The 18552-nt window shown below is 60.1% G+C and carries 21 protein-coding genes and 4 pseudogenes; 10 read left to right on the plus strand and 15 right to left on the minus strand.

What is annotated here, in order from left to right; translation table 11 throughout:
- Positions 1–308: 308 nt before the first annotated feature.
- Positions 309–1589, plus strand: coding sequence for an IS701 family transposase (locus tag L5014_RS33890; RefSeq protein WP_274389614.1), 1281 nt, complete (start codon positions 309–311; stop codon positions 1587–1589).
- Between the two features lie 241 nt (positions 1590–1830).
- Here L5014_RS33890 and L5014_RS33895 read toward each other — a convergent pair whose 3' ends face one another.
- The 8 genes from L5014_RS33895 to L5014_RS33930 all read right to left on the minus strand — a co-directional run bounded on the left by L5014_RS33895 (position 1831) and on the right by L5014_RS33930 (position 6133).
- A complete protein-coding gene (locus L5014_RS33895) occupies positions 1831–2178 on the minus strand; it encodes a M48 family metallopeptidase (protein ID WP_238468273.1) in 348 nt (115 codons plus the stop codon).
- 135 nt (positions 2179–2313) lie between these two features.
- On the minus strand, positions 2314–2634 hold the full coding sequence (locus L5014_RS33900; RefSeq protein ID WP_238468274.1) for a CcdB family protein: 321 nt from the start codon (positions 2632–2634) through the stop codon (positions 2314–2316).
- Positions 2634–2900, minus strand: coding sequence for a type II toxin-antitoxin system CcdA family antitoxin (locus L5014_RS33905; RefSeq protein ID WP_238468275.1), 267 nt, complete (start codon positions 2898–2900; stop codon positions 2634–2636). The genes L5014_RS33900 and L5014_RS33905 overlap by 1 nt, the downstream gene beginning before the upstream one ends.
- Before the next feature lie 356 nt (positions 2901–3256).
- Positions 3257–3961 (minus strand): hypothetical protein, encoded by a 705-nt coding sequence (locus L5014_RS33910; RefSeq protein WP_238468276.1) that lies wholly within the window; start codon positions 3959–3961, stop codon positions 3257–3259.
- A 784-nt stretch (positions 3962–4745) separates the two neighbouring features.
- A complete protein-coding gene (locus tag L5014_RS33915; protein WP_238468296.1) occupies positions 4746–5123 on the minus strand; it encodes a DUF3564 family protein in 378 nt (125 codons plus the stop codon).
- Positions 5124–5299: 176 nt separating this feature from the next.
- Positions 5300–5425, minus strand: a complete 126-nt coding sequence (locus L5014_RS39100; protein ID WP_420800184.1) for a cupin domain-containing protein — start codon at positions 5423–5425, stop codon at positions 5300–5302.
- Positions 5426–5522: 97 nt separating this feature from the next.
- Entirely contained in the window at positions 5523–5882 is a 360-nt protein-coding gene (locus L5014_RS33925; RefSeq protein WP_238468277.1) for a type II toxin-antitoxin system HicB family antitoxin, read from the minus strand.
- Positions 5879–6133, minus strand: a complete 255-nt coding sequence (locus tag L5014_RS33930; RefSeq protein ID WP_238468278.1) for a type II toxin-antitoxin system HicA family toxin — start codon at positions 6131–6133, stop codon at positions 5879–5881. Before L5014_RS33930 ends, L5014_RS33925 begins: the two co-directional genes overlap by 4 nt.
- 65 nt (positions 6134–6198) lie before the next feature.
- Between L5014_RS33930 and L5014_RS33935 the strand changes: the two are divergent.
- From L5014_RS33935 to L5014_RS33950, 4 genes and pseudogenes are all read left to right on the plus strand, one after another.
- A pseudogene (locus L5014_RS33935) lies at positions 6199–6528 on the plus strand (DUF3564 family protein); the annotation flags it as partial.
- Between the two features lie 289 nt (positions 6529–6817).
- Entirely contained in the window at positions 6818–7102 is a 285-nt protein-coding gene (locus tag L5014_RS33940; RefSeq protein WP_213309276.1) for a type II toxin-antitoxin system Phd/YefM family antitoxin, read from the plus strand.
- Positions 7102–7440 (plus strand): type II toxin-antitoxin system RelE/ParE family toxin, encoded by a 339-nt coding sequence (locus tag L5014_RS33945; RefSeq protein ID WP_238468280.1) that lies wholly within the window; start codon positions 7102–7104, stop codon positions 7438–7440. Before L5014_RS33940 ends, L5014_RS33945 begins: the two co-directional genes overlap by 1 nt.
- A gap of 438 nt (positions 7441–7878) precedes the next feature.
- Positions 7879–8268, plus strand: a pseudogene (locus tag L5014_RS33950) (DUF4158 domain-containing protein); the annotation flags it as partial.
- Here the strand turns inward: L5014_RS33950 and L5014_RS33955 are convergent.
- The 4 genes and pseudogenes from L5014_RS33955 to L5014_RS33970 form a co-directional block, all read right to left on the minus strand.
- Positions 8256–8532: pseudogene (locus L5014_RS33955) on the minus strand (ISNCY family transposase); the annotation flags it as partial. The pseudogenes L5014_RS33950 and L5014_RS33955 overlap by 13 nt on opposite strands.
- Positions 8533–8558: 26 nt before the next feature.
- Positions 8559–9269: an RNA polymerase sigma factor gene (locus tag L5014_RS33960; protein ID WP_420800185.1), complete on the minus strand. Its 711-nt coding sequence runs from the start codon at positions 9267–9269 to the stop codon at positions 8559–8561.
- Positions 9266–9598, minus strand: coding sequence for a cupredoxin domain-containing protein (locus tag L5014_RS33965; RefSeq protein WP_238468281.1), 333 nt, complete (start codon positions 9596–9598; stop codon positions 9266–9268). Before L5014_RS33965 ends, L5014_RS33960 begins: the two co-directional genes overlap by 4 nt.
- Positions 9595–10125: a DUF4142 domain-containing protein gene (locus L5014_RS33970; RefSeq protein WP_238468282.1), complete on the minus strand. Its 531-nt coding sequence runs from the start codon at positions 10123–10125 to the stop codon at positions 9595–9597. The genes L5014_RS33965 and L5014_RS33970 overlap by 4 nt, the downstream gene beginning before the upstream one ends.
- A 658-nt stretch (positions 10126–10783) precedes the next feature.
- Here L5014_RS33970 and L5014_RS33975 point away from each other — a divergent pair.
- The gene (locus tag L5014_RS33975) at positions 10784–10939 is read left to right on the plus strand and encodes a hypothetical protein (RefSeq protein ID WP_213309234.1); all 156 of its coding nucleotides are present in this window, start codon (positions 10784–10786) and stop codon (positions 10937–10939) included.
- Between the two features lie 391 nt (positions 10940–11330).
- Here L5014_RS33975 and L5014_RS33980 read toward each other — a convergent pair whose 3' ends face one another.
- Positions 11331–11783, minus strand: coding sequence for a hypothetical protein (locus L5014_RS33980; RefSeq protein ID WP_238468283.1), 453 nt, complete (start codon positions 11781–11783; stop codon positions 11331–11333).
- A gap of 821 nt (positions 11784–12604) precedes the next feature.
- On the opposite strand from L5014_RS33980, the pseudogene L5014_RS33990 reads away from it, so the two are divergent.
- The 4 genes and pseudogenes from L5014_RS33990 to L5014_RS34005 form a co-directional block, all read left to right on the plus strand.
- Positions 12605–12709, plus strand: a pseudogene (locus tag L5014_RS33990) (DUF1840 domain-containing protein); the annotation flags it as partial.
- An 88-nt stretch (positions 12710–12797) separates the two neighbouring features.
- Positions 12798–12965: a hypothetical protein gene (locus L5014_RS33995; RefSeq protein WP_213309231.1), complete on the plus strand. Its 168-nt coding sequence runs from the start codon at positions 12798–12800 to the stop codon at positions 12963–12965.
- Positions 12966–13857: 892 nt separating this feature from the next.
- Positions 13858–14160 (plus strand): hypothetical protein, encoded by a 303-nt coding sequence (locus L5014_RS34000; protein ID WP_238468284.1) that lies wholly within the window; start codon positions 13858–13860, stop codon positions 14158–14160.
- A gap of 109 nt (positions 14161–14269) precedes the next feature.
- A complete protein-coding gene (locus L5014_RS34005) occupies positions 14270–15004 on the plus strand; it encodes a metallophosphoesterase family protein (RefSeq protein WP_238468285.1) in 735 nt (244 codons plus the stop codon).
- 511 nt (positions 15005–15515) lie between these two features.
- On the opposite strand, the gene L5014_RS34010 is transcribed toward L5014_RS34005, so the two are convergent.
- Complete coding sequence (locus L5014_RS34010) at positions 15516–15797, minus strand: hypothetical protein (RefSeq protein ID WP_420800186.1); 282 nt, start codon at positions 15795–15797, stop codon at positions 15516–15518.
- 427 nt (positions 15798–16224) lie between these two features.
- A complete protein-coding gene (locus L5014_RS34015) occupies positions 16225–18039 on the minus strand; it encodes a chloride channel protein (RefSeq protein ID WP_238468286.1) in 1815 nt (604 codons plus the stop codon).
- Positions 18040–18552: the final 513 nt, after the last annotated feature.

Here is an 18552-nt window from a genome sequence, read left to right on the forward strand (position 1 = left end):
CGCGCTCGTGGCTACGCGAATATCGAAACCATGCGTACCGTGCTGTTCCTGATCGCTGGCAAGCTCAACTTCACTTCGATCAACCCGCATACCGCATAACCCATTTGAATTTCAAAAGAGCCTTAATTAATTAGCGTCACTGGACTTTAGACATTCGCGCCCGATGCGGATGCCGAAAATTAGTTTGGACTTCGAAAAGTACTTGACATGAAACGGAAATCGTGGGGCCGCCGCGCTGCTTGCGCGAGGTTTTAGCGCAAGCAGCGCGGCGGCCAATGAGAATCGTTTTCGGTTCTCTTGCGATAGCCATGTCACTGTCGAAACGCACTGAGTTTTACCTGAGCCAATGGATCAACGTTCTGCTTACCGCCGTGCCGATTCGCTCGCGAACCAGCTTCCTCGAGCTGCTCTGCGGGTGCATGGTTTCGCCCGAAGGATGGGTGAGCCGCGCGATCTCGGCCATTGGCTGTACGCGGCACTGGACGGCGTATTTCAAGCTTCTGGAGCGTGGCACCTGGCGTACGGTGCCACTCGCGCGAGCGCTGCTCAGACTGGTGCTTGCCGTCTTGCCCAGCGGCACGCTCACCATGGTCCTGGACGATACGCTGATCATGCGGTGCTCGAAGAAGGCACCGGGCGTGGCCTGGCGACGCGAGCACAGCGGCAAGACCAACCGGCCCAAACACGTCTGGGCGCAATGCATTGTGACTCTGGGTGTGAGTGTGCTGGGCAACGGGGGCGTCGGCATGGTGCTGCCGATCCTCTCGCGACTGGTTCCGGAAACGGGCAACACCAACAAGCTCAAGATTGCGCTGGCGCTTGTGCGAGCGGTCTCGGGTGTGACCGAGCGGCCCATCCGTGTGCTGTTCGACTCCTGGTTCATGCGCGCGCGTCTGGTCCTGCCATTGCTGCGTCGGAACATGCACGTCATCGGCCAGGCGCGTATCGATACCGCGCTGTTTCTGCCGCCCGTACGATCCGGTGCGCCCGGGCGTGGACGCCCGCGCATCTATGGCAAGCGTCTGAGCGCCGAGGCCATCGAAACGCTGCCCGCAACCGAATTGACGATGAAGCTCTATGGCAAGGAGCAGCGCGTGCGCCTGCGTTCGATAGTCGCCGTGGCCCGCTTCCTCAAAGGCACGACGGTGCGCGCCGTCTGGTGCCAGTTCTACAACGACAAGCGGCAAGAATGGACAAAGCGACGTCTGATCCTGGCCTCCGAAGTGGATCTGGAGGCTCAAACCGTCGTTCAGCTTTACGCGCGCCGGCGCCGCTGGGGCATCGAACCGCTGTTTCACAATCTCAAGCGTTGGTGGGGATTCAACAATCTCTGGCAGCAAAAGCGCACCGTACTCGAACTCTGGATGCAGATTCGTTCGTGCGCCTGGACACTCACGCAGTTGCTCAGCCTGGCGATTGCCGAGGACTTCCCCATGCACGAAATTGCGCCGTGGAGAATCGGTCAGCCCGTCACCGCTGGCCTGGTCGCCCAATGGCTGCGTCGGGAATTTACCGGACTTGCCTCCCACACTCCCGTGCAGGGGAAGTCCCGAAAATTCCAGAGGCCCGAAGCACGTCACGCCCCTTGAGTTACCAGTCGATGCCGCTTCTGCGGCCCCGCATGCTCGCTTCATCGCAATCTCAGTCTCGTTCGCTGCCTCGCCACCGCTACTCACAAGCGGCCGGCGACGGCGTTCGAGTGTCTAAAGTTCAGTTAGCGTCAGTCATCTCAACTATTATTTGGAGTGAGTGAAAATCGAATCGATACATTTAGTTAGCCAATCTAAATGCGTTGCAGAGACCGCGAATCAACTCCAGATCTGCGCTAGCTTATTTCTGTCGATTCTCATCGTGGAACTCGACGTCCTCGATTACGTCGCCGATATCCACGCGCTGGCCCGCGCGTTCGCGCACCTGTTGCTCGTGCATCTCTTGTGCGCGCATTGCCTGCTCGCGAAGCTGTTGGCGCAGGTCGCGCGTTTTCCACCAGACAAAACCGCCGATCGCGATGCCTGCCCCAAGCACCACTGCCAACATCACGAGCGACACGGCGAACCCCACAACGAGCAGCGCAGCGCCTATCACCACGGCTAACACCTTCGCCAGTACGCCTGGTGGACCATGACGCATAGTTGCGCCATTTTGCCTGAGTCTCTCCTGTTGCTTGTCAAATTGCATCGCATCTCCGATCTAGGGTTTCCTGAGGCGGTTTCAGGGGTGGGGCGCAACAGCGAGCTGGCTATTTAAGCGGGTTGAGTTTGATTTACAGATGCGACGCTCGACCCTTACGAACAAAGCTGCCCGGTTATTGACTCAGTATGCGCCGAAGATCCGGTCGAGCGCCGCAAGAATGGCCTCACGTCGATCTGAAAGGGAACCGACGCACTTGCCAAGAGTGTTCAGGGGGACCGCGCTCATGCCGGGCGTATCAAGGAAACATTCTTCGCCGTGGACTTCGAACACGGGAAGTAGATCAGATGGCTTACCGGAGAAGGCGAGATGTCGGACAGGTCGCAGAGGAATTACGATCCGCGTCGGCAAAATGCCGACATGGGTGCTTTGCACGTCGAGCAGGTAAGGTGCCAGTTTGCGCGTCTCAATGTCGGGGTTCGCGTAGAGATCAAACCTGGCCATTAAAACGTCCTGTATTTCGCGAGCGGAAGCCCGTCGCGATCGACCATCGCAGTGTAAGCGGCGACCAGCTCTGCGTTATCCTCCGCCCAGCGGCGGGCCTCCGCCTCCCGGATTTCTTCACGCACGCCGCGCTCGCTCGCGCGCGAAAGATTGATGCCAAGCTGCTTGGCCCGCTCAAGCACCTCCGGCGGCAAGGTGACGTTGGTGGATTTACGCGGTCGAACTTCGAGTGCTTTGCCCATGTGCGGCTCCATGTTGCAGATCATGTGCATTATCCTGCACAAGTCTGACGGGTCGCAAGCGTGCCGGCTGCTGGCAGATCACCGCTAGACCAATCTCGGGCAATCGGGGGAAGTAGGGTCGGATAGCTGACCCTCTTAACCACTCGGCAACGATATAATTTTACATAATTTTATTGATCGATTTTCAGTTTGTAGTCCTATGCTTTGGATCGAAGCGGTGCGGACGTCGCGAGGCGATCTGACCTCGGGGCCGATCACTCTCGTGAAAGCGGGGTCGTGAGCGCCGAGGAAACTGCAGTTCGACTCAGAAGATGAATGAGTGTTCGGTAGAGCGTTAAAGACGGGAGAGCATGGCCAGGCGAGATTGGAGCGCAGGGCGACTACTGATCGCCATTGCCGCCGGATGCGCCTGTTTCATCGTTCTCTGCGGGGTCGGGCCGCTTCCTGGCGATGGCGCGTAAGAGTAATTTCCGCGCACTGAGGCTCGATGCGTCGACGCTCGCAGCATGTGCCGCGTTATGCCGCGCGCAGACCCACTGTCCGTCGCGCGCGCATAACCGGGCGGAGGCAAGCAGCGATTCACGCTCGCGTTCTCGCGAAACCAGTTCCGCTCGCATCTGCAGCGCCTCGCCATTGCCTGGCTGCTCGGCGAGCACGGCCATGATGTCCCTGCGTGCCGGCCAAAGACTATTTTTGTTGAGGCTCGCGCGCGCACGGCTGAGACTTCCGGTTACACCGGTATGCGAGCTGATGTTGATTTTACGCGTGGCGGAAAGATCATCTTGCGAACGGGCGTGCCGCTCGGGGACAGCCTCATGTGCGGCGTCGATTTGCGCCGCCAATGAAGGATTCGGCGGCATTGATGCGAGCGCAGGTTGCTCAGTGCTCACCGGCTCGCTGGGTGTTGGAACGGCTGGCACGTGCGCCCGCTCAAGCACAGTGCCCTCGACCGCCGGAACTTGCGGGGTCTGTGCCTGCTGATCGTGATGCGAGATGCCTAAAGCGGTAAATACGACCGCAAACACAGCCACCGTGGCGAAAGCATAGTACGGCGTAGTCGAGTGGTCTGTGGCAGCTTTGCTCACCGCTGCTTGCTGGAAGATTGCGATTTGCCGGGGAATTGGGGCTTGCCGGGAGATTGGCGCTTGCTGAGAGGCTGGGGCTTGCCGGGGAGCCTCGGCTTGCCGGGGGACTGCGGCTTGCTGTTTCTTGCCGCACGTGGGACAAAAGTTCATGGAGGCGCTGAGCCTAGTCCTACACGAGGGACACAGCCGCGGAACATGGAGAGCACGGCGTGGTTCGTTGAACATTGGAATGCTCCGGCGGTAGATCTATATAACTTCTGCCTGCTGGCATATCGCAGCAGATGGTAAGGAATGCGAAAATATTAATAGCTATCAGAGCGATGCAGGAAGCATAAATATGGACTACTTCGCCGTGGAGATCAATCGGCGAATTTGGGGCACGCTGACACGCATCGCCATGTGTCGGAAACGCAAGATCTATGGCGCGCGTTGTTCGTGAGGGATGGGTCTATCAGAGAGACGGAACGCCGGATATTCCCGAAGAGATATGCGTTTTATGGGATTTCCCGTGAGGTGGCGGTCCGATGCGAAGCATCCCCAATGCGCTGCACGTTGTGCTGTGGCGGTGGCTCGCCTAAGATGACCGCACAATTGCGCGAAGCCGGGGAGGGGGACAACATGAAGGTCTATAAGGGACCGTTGGTCGATTTGGACGTCGGCATCCTTTGTCCAAAGCGCTAACCAGACGCGTCACGCCGGAACTGGAATAGTCCGAGCTCGCTCACACGGGCTTTTAGGGCTTCACCGAAGACTCGCATGCAACCAGGCGAAGGCGCGTCCGAGGTCAGACCTCGTCCTCAGCAAACACGCTGTGCTCGGCAAGCACGGTGTCCTTGTCGACGCACTGCACATGCCAGTGCCCTGCAACGCCTGATCCGCTTTCGCGTTCAGTGCAGCACCAGAGTGCCTCGCCTGATTCCCCCTCGAACGGCCCAGTTCGGGCTTCCATAGTGAGACCGTCGAGGATGAACAGGGGGCGCGCATCATGCTGACCGCACACCAGTGTGCCGCGCGCATCGACCCGCAGCTTTCCCCGGTCGGGAAATTGGAGACCGGCATGACCCTCGCGCGACCACTTGTGGGTGTCGTTGTCGAGCCAAAGGATCGCATAGGCATTCGGGTCAAGGCGGTCGAAGGTGTCGAGATGGAGCGTGATGCGCATGAATTTCTCCGGTCGTGTTCGTGGCTTCGTGACCCGCCACAGTAGTCGGCTGACATACCAACTGTATGTGCAGCGGCAAGCTTGTGCATGCGTCAGGGTGTCGCTTGCTGCCGCTTTATACTTACCAGGGCGCCGGCGCGGCGCTTCCACGTCTACCGGTTTGAATTCGGCAGGGCTCACGATTTCGATGTACTCCATGTCTGGCGCGTGTTCGAAGAGGGCGGCGCCTGATACGCGCAATCGCTCGCTTCGACGAGCGTTTCCTTGTCGCCATACACGAAGCGCGCCCAGTCTTTGACCATGCTGACGATATGAAGATCTGCCTCATGCCGATGCCAGCCCGCGCCCAACTGCGTGGGCGCGCGCGGCGCCGGCCTTTTCGTCAGGACGAACCGGATTTCAGGCGTTCGCGGCGCGCTCCAGCACTTCGCGCGCGGCGCGGTCCAGCATTTCCTCTGACCACTGGTTGACGCTCTCGCCGGAGACAGCCGCCGCAATACCCACACGGGCATGCACGTCAGGATCAATGCGGAGCATGAGTTTGCCCGACGCGGGTTTTTGCGGCTTGCGGCCGGCCTGCTCGCAGTCCGTCAGGTAATGATCGACCGCCGCATGAAAATCGACGGTGAGCTCGTCAACGGTCGAGCCGTGAAAGCTGATCCGGTCGTCCACGCCCAGGACATGTCCGACGAAAATGTTGTCGCGCCCGTCGAAGTCGATGCGGGCGAAATAGCCCTTGTAGGTCATTGCATTGCTCATGGCTTGATCCCCATTTCGCTGAACCAGTCGCGCAAGTCTTCCACCTGATATCGCTTCGCCTCTTTGCCCGGGTGCGGGCGGTGATGGTAGCGGCGCTGGCCGTTCAGCGCGAAGGCGATGCGCGACCCCGCGCCTTCGTGGATTTCGCCACCCAGGGCGACGACGAGCGCTTCAATGTCCGAAAACACGATGCCACCCGGGGTCGGTTTTGTGTAGATCGCGGCGAGGGTGCGGGCGTGTTTCGTCTTCAAATGATAGCAAAAAGTGATAGCTACGTGCTATCAAAAAATGATATCACAAGCGGAATCCCGACTTTGCCCTGGTCTGGCCCGACACCAGGGCAAAGCGCTGGGTGCGTGAATCCCATCACGGGGTGGACCTGCCGAGCTGGGGCGAGATGGAATCCGATGTCCAGACCGTGCTGTGCGCGCCGGCGAGCAACCGGCCGCTATGCACAATCAGCGGCTTCATCGTGACGCCACGACACGAGATCAGGGCAACACAGGGACAGGCAATCTGGCCGTCAAGCGAGTTGCAGGCGCCGGGGCCGGGACACTGGCGCCGTCAGGCGATGGATCGCGAGTGGATCTCCGTGGCCGATTCCCTGTTTGCCGGTCACCGCGAACTGCGCTCACGCAGGCAGTGAACCGTCGGCCGGCCGGAGCCGGAACGTCTTCAGTGCAATGGTGATGCGACGGGTGGATGTCGGCCGCGAAAAACGGATTAAGCGAGCTGCGCGCCCATATGCCGCGTGTGCCGGGTGCGTTGCCTGCGCGGTCACATGGCGGCTTAAATATCATAACGTTAATAAACGTCTTAAAAACTTCGATCATTTGCATTATGTTAAATAACGTCGACCATCAGTCTCGTAACCTGTTGCGATCTGACCGATAACGGTCTATATTCAGTCCAGTTTGACCCCAACGGAGCGCCCCATGCACCTCGCCGATCACGTCAAGCCGATCAGCTACCTCAAGAGCGAAGCCGCCCAGATCGTCAAGGACCTTACCGACTCGGGAGAGCCGCTCATCATCACGCAGAACGGCGAGGCGAAACTCGTGGTCCAGGACGTGCGAACCTACGAAGCGACCCAGCAGACCATTGCGCTGCTGAAGATCCTGGCCATTGGCCAGAAGCAGATCGAGCGCGATGACCACGTCGACGGCGACGACTTCTTCGCGGAGCTCAACGAACTCGACCGCCAGGAAAAACTTCGCTGATGCCGGCCCCGCTGCTGAAGTACCGCGTCCTGCCGACCGCGCGGATCGGCATCGACGAACTGAGAAGTTACATTGTCCGCACCTTCGGATGGCCGACCTGGCGTCAGACATCGGCGCAGATTCAGGAAACCATCACGCAGATTCGCCGGTATCCCGACAGTGGCCATATGCCTGCCGAACTCGAAGGCTTCGTCGATGAGCGTTTCCGGCAGGCCCTGTCCGGCAAGAACCGGATCATCTACCAGGTCCGGGACGACACCGTTTTCATTCACCTCGTGGTCGACACACGACGCGACCTGCCGGCCATGCTCCAGAGGATCGTCCTTCGACTCATGTAAGCGTCAGGATGACGCAACAATTGTCCGCTGCCTGGGGGCAATTGCAAACGAGAAACGACCCCGCGAGAAGTATGGCGTCACCGGGCTGAAGAGGACAAGTGTGGATGGTGTGGTGGCTGGCGTGCTGGCGGCCCTCTCCTACCCGTTCGACAGTTAGCAATCGAGTCATTTGCAAACCGATTTGAAGCTCAATTTGACACCGAACCGCGAGAATTTACTAAGCATTCCTTGGCAACCTGCGATCAAATAAGTGATTATGTCAACATGGTGACGGCTCGCGATGTGTCTGTCACGCCGTCTTTTGTCACTTTCGTGGGCGTTGATCAGGTACTTTCCTTAGTTGCTGCGCCGCCAGGCAGGAATCCCGATCTATACGTGGCACGGATGATTTTTCGTCGCTACGCTTGTCCGCTCATGTCATCGACGCGGAGCTGCCCGATGGATCACTGGCGACTGGCATATCTCGGGATCCGGCAGGTGCCGCACGAGTTGAGCGAATTCGAACTCAGCACATTCTTGACTTTTTCAAAACGCGAACGCACTCAGATCGATTCGCGGCGCACCGATCTTTACCGGTTGGCCATCGCTCTGCACGTCGGTTTCCTGCGAATGACCGGTCGGCCGCTTGATTCATACAGGCAGATCCCCACCATTCTCTGGCGACACCTTGGCCAGCAGCTTGACGTCCAGCCGCCGGACGTCGGGACGCTGCGCTCGATCTATGACGGTAACTTCAGGACGCTGTCGGACCACCAGGGCTTCGCAAAAACCATCGTAAATTTCCGGTCGATCGCCGAACATCAGCGTCGGTATGTGAGCTCGTACATCGCGCGGCCGAATTGGGTCACCCGGCTGCCGCTCTTGTCCGCGCGTGTCTTGCGAAACACGCTGGCGCGGTCGCTGTAAAACGCCCCGGGCTTGCCGTGGGATTCGATGTAGGCACGCGTCGCCTCGTAATAGCTGAAGGGTCGACTCGCTGGCCGTGAAATGCAGCGTCATCAGACAGCTCGTTGCGTCATCGACGTACACCAGCAGCGTGCAGGCCGGCGCGCGCTCCTCGAACCAGGCGTGCTCGCAGCCGTCGATGGCGACCCCGTCCACCACCGCGATTGCGCTTTCTACGACTGGCGCAGCCTCGCGAGCACGGCTTCGACGACGTGATCGCAATACCTGCCTCCAAACTCGAATAGTTCCGGGCCCATGCGCTCGACTTCGTCAGCCAGCGCATCGCGCAACATCTGGCGCGCCCTGAAATGACGGCTGCGTACCGTGGACTCAGGAATGCCCAGGCTCTGAGCGGTTTCTTCGATGCTCATCTCCTCGACCGAGCGCAGCACGAAAACCGTGCGGAAACCCACGGGTAGCGCATCGAGCTTGCGTTCGAGCAGCGCGCGGATCTCCGCGCGGGAGGCGGCCTGATCGGGTGCGTTATCGTCGTGAGTGTTCGAAGGCATCATATCGAAGAACATCTGCTCGTCGGGGGAATCCAGCAGCCTCGGCATTATGTTCTGGCGCCGCGCCTCCCGGCGTATCCTGGCGAAACATTCGTTGAGCACGAGGCGCGAGAGCCAGGTTGCGAGCGAGGCGTCTCCACGAAAATGCTCGAGCGCCCTGAAAGCGTTCAGATACGCGTCCTGCAAGGCGTCTTGCGCTTCCGCGTCGTTGCGCAATGTCGCGCGCGCAAGCCGGTAGAGGCGTCGGTTGTGGCGGCGCATCAACAATTCGAAAGCAGCGACGTCGCCCGCTACGATGCGCCGCACAATTTCCGCGTCGCCATCCGTCAAGCCGCTGGAACATGCATCGGCCATTGCCCTCTCGGTTTCCGTCATGGATTTGGCTTCACGATCAGTGTGCCATGCATCTCCGGATGAAACAGGCACTTGTAGGGATGGCTCCCAGGCGCGCGCGCGACGTACCGCCATGACGCTGCCGGCGCAATACTGCCGGAATCGAAGCCCTTGAGGTCAGCGCTCGCGGTGTGGGCAACGAGATCCCTGTTGACCCACACGACGCTGTCGCCGCTATGCACCGTCACGATTGGCGGATTGAAGCGCATTTGCTCGATCGTCACGACGTAAGTGCTCGCGGCCGCCGGCCCGGCGACGGTCGCGAACGCGATTGCACAGGCGCCCAGCGCAACTCGCAGCAAGCGGTTCATTGCACATTCGCCAGCGAAGCCTGCAAGTGCTTCGCGTGATCCAGGTGTGCAACGAACGCCGGGCGGACTTTCACCAGCAGCTCCTTCAGCTCGGCGTTTTTCGCGCTGGGGATGAGCGTCTTGTCGAGCGCGTCGATGACCTGCTCGTGATACGTCACTTCATGATCGATATAGGCACGATCGAACGAGGCCCCTTGCAGCGTCTTCAGATTGGCGGTGTTCTCCTCGCCGCCTTTCGTCAGACTGTCGCTGGTCGGATTCGCCGCGGGCTTAACGCCAAGCTTGTTCACGAGATTGACGGCCGCCTGGTTCACACTGGTATGGTCTGTCACCATGCGCTGTGCGAACGCTTTGACATCTTTGGACTGCGTTTTCGATTCGGCGAGCTTGCCGGCGTCGATGTCGGCTTGGTTCGCCGCCACGACGATAGCGGCAATCTGGGGATCGGTCGGGCCAGGGCTTTGGGCTAGGGCAATGGCGCTCGCGAACACGGGCACGGTGAGCAGCAACCAGCGGATAGCGTTCATATGAATCTCCTCGAAGGGCGGAAGAGGCGTTCTTCCGCGTAGACGTCTGGCGTTTTGCCAGCTTTCGAGGGAATAGATGTCACGAGTTGGAAGGCTGTTCCCGATTCCAGCGGGTTCCCGCCGGGAGCCCTACGTGGCGGGCTGGTGGTCGTCCAATTTCCCGTGACGCCTGAACCAGCGGCAAAGTCTCACCACCGCCCTTCAATGGCGTTTGTGCGTGCCCGTATAAAGCACGGACGCAAACGCGATCGAAGGAATTAGCAGAATCACGGCTAGCACGATGTAATGGTCCATGGAATCTCCTACGCGCCATTGGTGGCGTGCGCATCCCATGTTAAGCATATTTTTAACACCTTGCCGATGGTGTCTAAAGCACAGTGCCGCACTGCTCGTTATGGCCTACATAGACCTTTCAACCACGAAGCGCTGCTCAAGAATTAAGCAGTTACTGGCGACCGGGTGTCGCACTGCACAAACGGGTAATATCTTTATATTGGTAGGGTTTGGGTCGACCCTCTTTTTGCAGTGCGGTCCAGATCACCAGGCGCGATCGGACCCCGTGCGCGGCCTTGCCGGTTGTCGACAGCCATGGCGCCGAAGTGATTCGGCCCCCTGTCAGCGTCACCAGTTTCTGCCCGAACCTCGAAAGGAAGCCCCTGTGAAATACGTTCCCCGCATCGCCGCATCTGCCGCCCTCGTCGTCGTCGCCTTCGCTGTTGTCACGTTCGCCCAGATCAAGTTCGCGCCCCAGTCCGCAGACAACAACCCGCTCGCACAGATCGTCCTCAACGTCGAGTCGCAACTGAACGGCTGATCCCCGCCGTCAAAGACAGGCGTCGTCGTTCTCGGCGCTCTCGCGCCAGTCGCCACCCGTCCCGCGGCACCACGCGCACTGCTGGCAGGCAGTGCCAAACTCATGTTCGAGCGTTTCCAATCCCTCGTCGCACGCCGGATTGCTGCACGGAAAGAACGTCTGCATTTCTCCCCCCTGAGCGTGCAGCAAAGCTGCCAGCGCACACGATTGGAAAACCCGTCGCCATCCACATGGGATGTGCAGCGGGCTGCACGGATCGTCCTGAACGTCGACTCGTGGAACGGCTAACACGCCAATCGAAGGCGCCGCGCGCATGGCGCAAATCGGATCCTCTGCGTCATAGATCTGCAACTCCTGGAGCACGATCCAGCGACGTCCCTCGCTGCAGTCCTCAACGCCGATGGGCGTCGGGTAATTTCGGGCTTTGGTGTCTGACGCGCGAGTGCGGTGGGCGAATAGTCGGAGCGATGCGTGGCTTCAGTGATCGATTCCCAGGCTGAGCGCGATCCACCCGTTTTAGGTGAAACATACTGACCAGTGCGCCCGGCGCGTACGTTATCCTGGTAGCGGAAATCATACGTTCGATCAGGCCGAGCAGATCGGCAGCCGTGCGCAGACGGGCGGCGCTCAGCGTCCCGCAGGTCAACGGTGGCAGATCATCGGTCGTGGCGACCGCGCACCGGATCTCGATGCGGCTCGCAATGCCGTAACTGTCAAGCACGATTTGCACATCAAACAGGCGGGCATGCCGTCCTGGCGGACGATACCGGAAGTAGATCCGGGTGGATGCCGGTGGTTCGATCCAGGGGCGGATAACTCGCGCAGGAATCATGTTGTACTTCACCCAAATGCACTCGCCTCACGGGTGTCGCAGAGACAAACTTATCGTGGTTTTCGGGTCTGCACGACATCGCGCCGGTCAGCGCAGTCCTGGCCGGCGCGATCTAAGACGACTTTACTCAACTGCTGCTGCCCGTTAATGCAGCCCCACCGATTCGCGGCGCTTACAGCCGCTCATCTCAGCGTTTCAGGACCATCCACGTTGGTCGCAGTTTTCAACAGATGGCCTTCCACCCGTCGGAGGTCGGTTTCGTTCATAACTCTGGCCGACAAGGCCCCGTGCTTCACAGCGTGAAATCAGCACAACCACGCCATGATTCTGCGCCTGCAGGCCCTGGGCCATTTCGCCGACACCGAGAATCGCTCGAAACCCGCCTTCATCAGGTCCGCTGACCGGATGTCCATCACTGCCCGCAGCAATCTGTTATGGATAACGAATAGATCAGGAGGCGACGAGTCACCGCCTATTCCTCGCCCCAGGCGGAGGCGGCGTCAAGCCATGTTTGCGCCGGTTTCCAGAGCGTGAGCCATCGCGCTTTAATATATCACGTTATGATATAAAATTGAAGGAAACCTTCCGATGCACGTGAGTCCGGTGAATGACGGTCTACGGGGAATACAGACACGATTCGCGTGGGCGGAGCATAACCTTGGGGAACTACGCCTGATCCCGGCCGCCGCAATCCGGGTCTCGTGAGGGCCTCGGCGCGGCCGCGCGCGGGGAAGATATGGCGTGCGTGCAGCACATCATGGCAAGAAATCGCTGGCACAACGGAGGATGCACCTTGCTGGTCACGTTCCAGTCGAGCCGCACCGGAAGTCCTAATGCCGGGACATCTCGCGCAGTACCTGCTGAGTGTCGTCGGTAAGAGGCTCGGCACGCGCGGCGTCGTCCTCCACGATGAGCTGCCGGGGATGATCAGCCGTCTCGAGACAGTGATCTCTGACGACTGTGCGAGGCGATCGCGCACGACCGTCGCCAGACACATACCAGGTCTGACCAGCCAGGAGGAACACGATGTCCATCGTACCGATGTTTCTCGTAGCCCTTTTCGCGTTAATTGTGGCCATGCACCGCGGCGTGACCCGCAGGGCAGACGCGAGCCTTCGCGCGCAATTCGAGGCGGAAGGCCCGGGCAGCGAGCTGTCACGCCAGTTGATGCGCGTCTCGGGATTTAGCGTCTGAGTTCCTGCGTACCTATGGACGATTGGCCGAGCGTACTGTATTTGTCGATCGGGCCGCTCTGGGGTTTCGCATGAACCTCTGACTGAAACGACGAGCGCGTCCGATCGTGGATCGCGGCACGGCCGGAAAGCGGCCGCTCGAGAACGAATGAGTCGAACGGCCGCTCGGGGTCCACCAAGCTATGGTTGAATCGGTTGCCGCATTCGGCACGAGTCATCTTCCGCCCCCTGCACGAGGACCCTGTCGTCCCGCGCACCCTCGCGGGTATGTCCATTGCGCATGGCGGGATTTGACATTACCCCGTCGGTCAGCATTCCGGGTTCGACCGGCGACTCCATGCGACTCAGCGTTATTGCGCGTCACATGAGGGAATTCGTATCAACTTTAGTTCGTTTGACAGCAAGAGATGAGACGTGTCGCCGTCGCTCGCGTGGTCTTAGGTAGCGCAACGTCACCTTGTGCGCCTGCCTGCAGCGCGTTTCCTATTCGTTGCCAATCGTCTGGATGACCTGGGAGTGCAGATGCAGCCCCGCCTTGCTGGAGCGTCGCAACCGAAACGTCCATCAAGCCGTCTGCCGTCGTGGCCACCATCCCAGGCTACATCGATACCGACTTTGACGCGTGCTCTTCGCAGCTACCATCGCGTGGCCGCATGATTTCGGGCGACTGCGCATCCGCTTCGAAGGACTCGCGGCCACACACATCCGTTCATGCATGAAGATGGTCGCCGGCATCACCTGCTGGCCACACCTTCGAAACTCATTCTATCAGCATGTTTAAGAAAATTTTAAGGTATGAGGCCTACGCTGGTTGCACGTGCCCAAGGACTTGTACGGTTCCAACGATACCCAGGTCGTGCAACAAGGGGACCGATTGTTTCGCGGAGAACACCATGAACTCGATACTTCTAATCGGCGGCGCGCTCGTTGTCGCTCTGCCCTCGCTGACATTTGCCAAGCCGCCGGCCGCTCCCTCCGCATCTGCAGCTGTGGAAGGCCAAGCGCAACCGGGCGGACAGACGGGGCAAGTCCGGAAGATGAACACTGATATGTCTAGCTATCCCTTCCATTTGCAGGGCGCAACGGCCAGTCGGACCGAAGGCTCTGCGGACTACGGCGGCGTTGCCGAGACGGGACAGCAACAAGGCAGCAGGTCGACGAGCCAATCGATCCACTCGTTGTTCGCGCACCATTAGATGTCTGGAGCGCCGCGCAGAGCGTCGCTTGACGCGAGGTCTTGCTCAAAATCAGCAGAATCGCCGACAATTGTTAGATCGGGGCTGGAGGGGCATCACTGCTGGTAGCATGAAGATTGCAGCACTTTCTGATATTCACGGCAACCTTGCCGCGTTGAACGCCGTGCTCGACGATATCCAGCGGCAAGGGGCGGACGTCATCGTCAATCTTGGCGATATCGTGTCTTGTCCGCTTTACCCCGCCGAAACAGCTGATCGGCTTATACCGCTGGGGCTTCCAACGATCGGGGGCAATCATGACAGACAGTTGCTTGCTGCCGATCCCTCACGAATGGAACCGTCCGATCGCTTTGCCCACGATGCCCTGCACTCTGAGCAACTCACGTGGGTCCAACGGTTGCCGATTTCTTTAAGGTTTGAAGACGACGTGCTACTGGTGCATGGCACGCCGCAAGACGACCAGTCCTACTTCCTTGAAACCGTCACGGAGAGCGGCTGTAGGGTGGCAACGCATGGTGAAGTCAGGCGGCGTGCAGGTGATATCGAAGCGACGTTGATTCTGTGCGGCCACACCCATCTCCAGCGATGGATGAAACTCGGAGATGGACGCTTGATCGTGAATCCGGGCAGCGTCGGGCTGCAGGCATACGGCTACGCCCGTCCGTTCCCGCATCGTATGGAAATGGGTTCACCGCGTGCCCGGTATGCAACCGTCACCAGGACCCAGTTCGATTGGGAGGTGGAATTCCGATCCGTCGAGTACGACTGGAATGACGTTGCAAACTGCGCGGCGTTGAATGGGCGATCAGATTGGGAAACCGTGCTGCGCACCGGTTACTGCTGAAGATCTGACGATGTCTGGGTCCACTCACAGATGTCGCCGTGGAAAGGTCTGTCGCAAATGCTTTCTTGGGCACGTCGTGTCCTTGACGAGATAACCGCCGAGCCACCATCACTGTGCACCACGGCAAGCGAATCTGACGCGACGGCAGCGCATGCTCCACGAGGCACGCGAAGAAAGCAGCGTCGACGGTGTTCATGTACTCTCACCCCAGAGAATCACCCGTTCATTGCCAGGGCGTCCCTAACAGACCGCATACCATGATTCCATCACCGCGCTTCCGGCTCGCAGCTGGAGTCGCGATCACGCAAGACACGTCGGCCTTCGAGAACCCCGCTGCAGTCGGGCCAATCGCACACCCGGCCTGAGCCCTGTGCCTACACGGTGGGGCTGCTCAACATGGTCGCTTGATTTATCTGTAGCGTCCGCGCTGGATTCCACCGCCGGTTTCACAACGATTGGGCGTAGCGCCGATCTAAGCGCTGGTCGAAGGGCGCTGATCGTTGATCGCGAATCAGCGCGCGACGCCAAGGCCCTGTAACACAGCTTTGCCTTCGGGCGTGAGGCGGATCTGCGCAGCGCCTGCGGCGGCATTGCCGGGTACCTGCTCGACGAGCCCGGCGTCCTTGAGCGCGAAGAGCTCGGGTTTGGCCTGTGCGTCGATGGGCGCGTGCAGCAGCAGCAACAGCGTCGCGAGCTCGTGATGACTCAGCCGCCGCAGCAGGATCGTACTGTTCGCAGGCCTGGCCGGCTGCTCGTTGCATGTTGCCTGATCCTTCGATCCCGTCCCGTTCACGGGCCACCTCCTGCTGCGTTTCTTCGGGTCACGCAATGATGGGGATGAAGACTTAAGCGATTCTTAAAACCCGGCCGAGAAAATGTGTCGCCGTGCTACATCGCATGAAGGCACGAGCCCGGCTGTCAAGCGCGCCAGCAAGCGCACTTTCGCCGACGCGTCTCGCGAGCCTGACGCCTTACGCTCGGGTGTCGTCGATACGCACTTACGCGTGGGTCACGAAACCCATCGCGTCCAGTTCAAACAGGAAGGAATTCGTGCGAAATCTGGCCCGGCAGATTGCCCCGTTGCCGCAAATACGCGCCGCCAGTACGATAAGCTACACTCCGCGCAGACGGAATAGCCTCGGCACATCGGGAACGCCATCACACAGTACCAGTCTAGTCTTGTAGGGTCGAGAACTGGCGCGCGTTGCTCAGCGCTTCCTTCAGCGCTTTGTGTCGGCGGGCTCGTCCGTTGTCATTCCCGGCCGCTTGCCGGTCGGGGTGTAGCGCGTACTGTGCGGAACCCACACGCGCCGGAACCGTTCGCGCTCGCGCTCCTCCGTGAACACAGACAACGAGGGCTTGACCAGGTCGTGCCGCGAGACGATACCCAGCAGGCGCCGGGTCTTTTCGTCATCGACCACGGGAACGCGATCGAGGCCCGTAATGGCAAGACGCGCGGCCACGTTCCGGCAGGTCTCGCCGGGCAGTGCGATCTCGGGCGGCGCCTGCGTGAACAACTCGCTGATGGGCGTATCGGCCTTGCCCGGAGGCATGCTGTCAAGCAACGCCCGGTCGACCATGCCCACGAGCACGCCGTCGGCGACAACCGGAAAAGCGCGGAACTTCTGCTGCGTGCCGAAATGGCTGCGCAGCACGTCGCCCACCGTCACGCGCGCGTCAATCGTCTGAACTCCTTTCGTCATCACCTCTTCGACGTAGTGGCGCTCGAGCGGGTCGATGCTGTATTCGCGGTAGATGTGATAGCCGCGGCGGGCAATTTTCTCGGTCAGGATCGAGCGGCGCATGAGCAGCACCGTAAAGCCGTACGCGACCGCGGCCGAGGCCAGCAACGGAAGCAGGGCGTTGACGTCGCCCGTCAATTCGAACGCGAACACTGCGGCCATGACTGGCGCGCGCATCATGCCGCCCAGCGCGGCCGCCATGAAGATGAGCGGCCACACCGCGGGCTCGCTGCCGGGCATGTACGGGCCGGCGAGCGCACCCACGCCCGCGCCCATCATCAGCAACGGCGCCAGCACGCCGCCCGAGGTGCCCGAAGCCAGCGCAATGACCCAGATGATGGCCTTGACGACGACGATGCCGATAACGGCCTGCATGGCGAGGTGATCGTGCAGGAGGTCACCTATCACGTCGTAGCCGACGCCAAGCGTGCGCGGCTGAAAATACCCGCCTATGCCCACTGCGATAGCGCCGAGCGCCGGCCACCACATCCAGTGAATCGGCAGCTTGCCGAACAGGTCTTCGACCTTGTAGAGCCATGTGGAGAGGCCCCACGACAACGCGCCCGCGATCAACCCCGCGATGCACGACGACACGATGCCGACCGTTCCGAGCGGCACGGTTTGCAGCGGAAACAACGGGCCACTGCCCAGTAACAGCGGACGCGTGAACCCTGCCACGGCACAGGCAATGGCGACCGGCAACAGGCTGCGCGGCCGCAATTCGAACAGCAGCAGCTCGATGGCGAGCAGCACGGCGGCGACCGGCGTGCCGAACACGGCGGTCATGCCCGCTACCGCGCCCGCCACCAGCAGCGCCTTGCGTTCCGCACCCGAGAGATGAAAGTACTGCGCGATGAGCGAGCCGATCGCGCCGCCCGTCATGATGATCGGGCCTTCGGCCCCAAACGGGCCGCCGCTGCCAATCGCGATGGCGGAAGCAAGCGGCTTGAGCACGGCAACCTTCGGCGACATCCGGCTCTTGCCGAACAGAATGGCCTCGATGGCTTCGGGTATGCCGTGGCCGCGAATCTGTTCGGAGCCGAACCGGGCGATCAACCCCACCAGCAGACCACCTATCACGGGAGCCGCGACGACAAACACGCCAAGCGTGTTCTCCGCAGGAGAATGATTCGCCGTGGATAGAGTCTGGAAGAAAAAGAGGTTCGTGAAAAAGCGGATGAGGTGCAGGAGGAAGTCGGCCGCAACGGTGCTGAGCGCGCCGCCAGCGGCCGCGATGGCGCTGATGCGCAGTAGCCGGACGTCGGTAGCGAAATCGCCCTTGTGATCGCTCATGATTCCCCTTGCCGGGCGAGAAGACGGTGGCGCCCTCTCGCAACGTATATCACATTATGATGTAAATGGGTGAGTCACGGGAAAGCAACTTACACTATGAATCGCGTCGGGATCACGGGCCATCGCGCTCACGATAACCGTACCGTAATCGGTCAGCTTGCTCATGCGGAGCATCGGGGTACCTCCGCCTGATTCAGGACCAAGGTTGTACGATTTGATCGACACCGACGCTCCGCGTTGACTGCTGAGAGCTCCTCCAGAGGCGGGGGGGCTTGCCTGCTGCGCCGGTGACTTGTCGGCGTGTGGGTCACAACCGACACAATCGATTAGGTATCCTATACAACATTCCTTTGATTCTAGGCGGAAATTCAAAACCCTGTCATTGCATGGGTCTTCTGCTTGCCCTGAGCGACTGTGCAGCACCGGACAGAAGTGTTGGAAGAAGCCGCGTTACTTCAATGAGGTCATCCTGTTTGTATATTTATATATCACATTGTGATATAATTTGAATAT

Source organism: Paraburkholderia tagetis (assembly GCF_022213065.1).
Lineage (GTDB): Bacteria > Pseudomonadota > Gammaproteobacteria > Burkholderiales > Burkholderiaceae > Paraburkholderia > Paraburkholderia tagetis.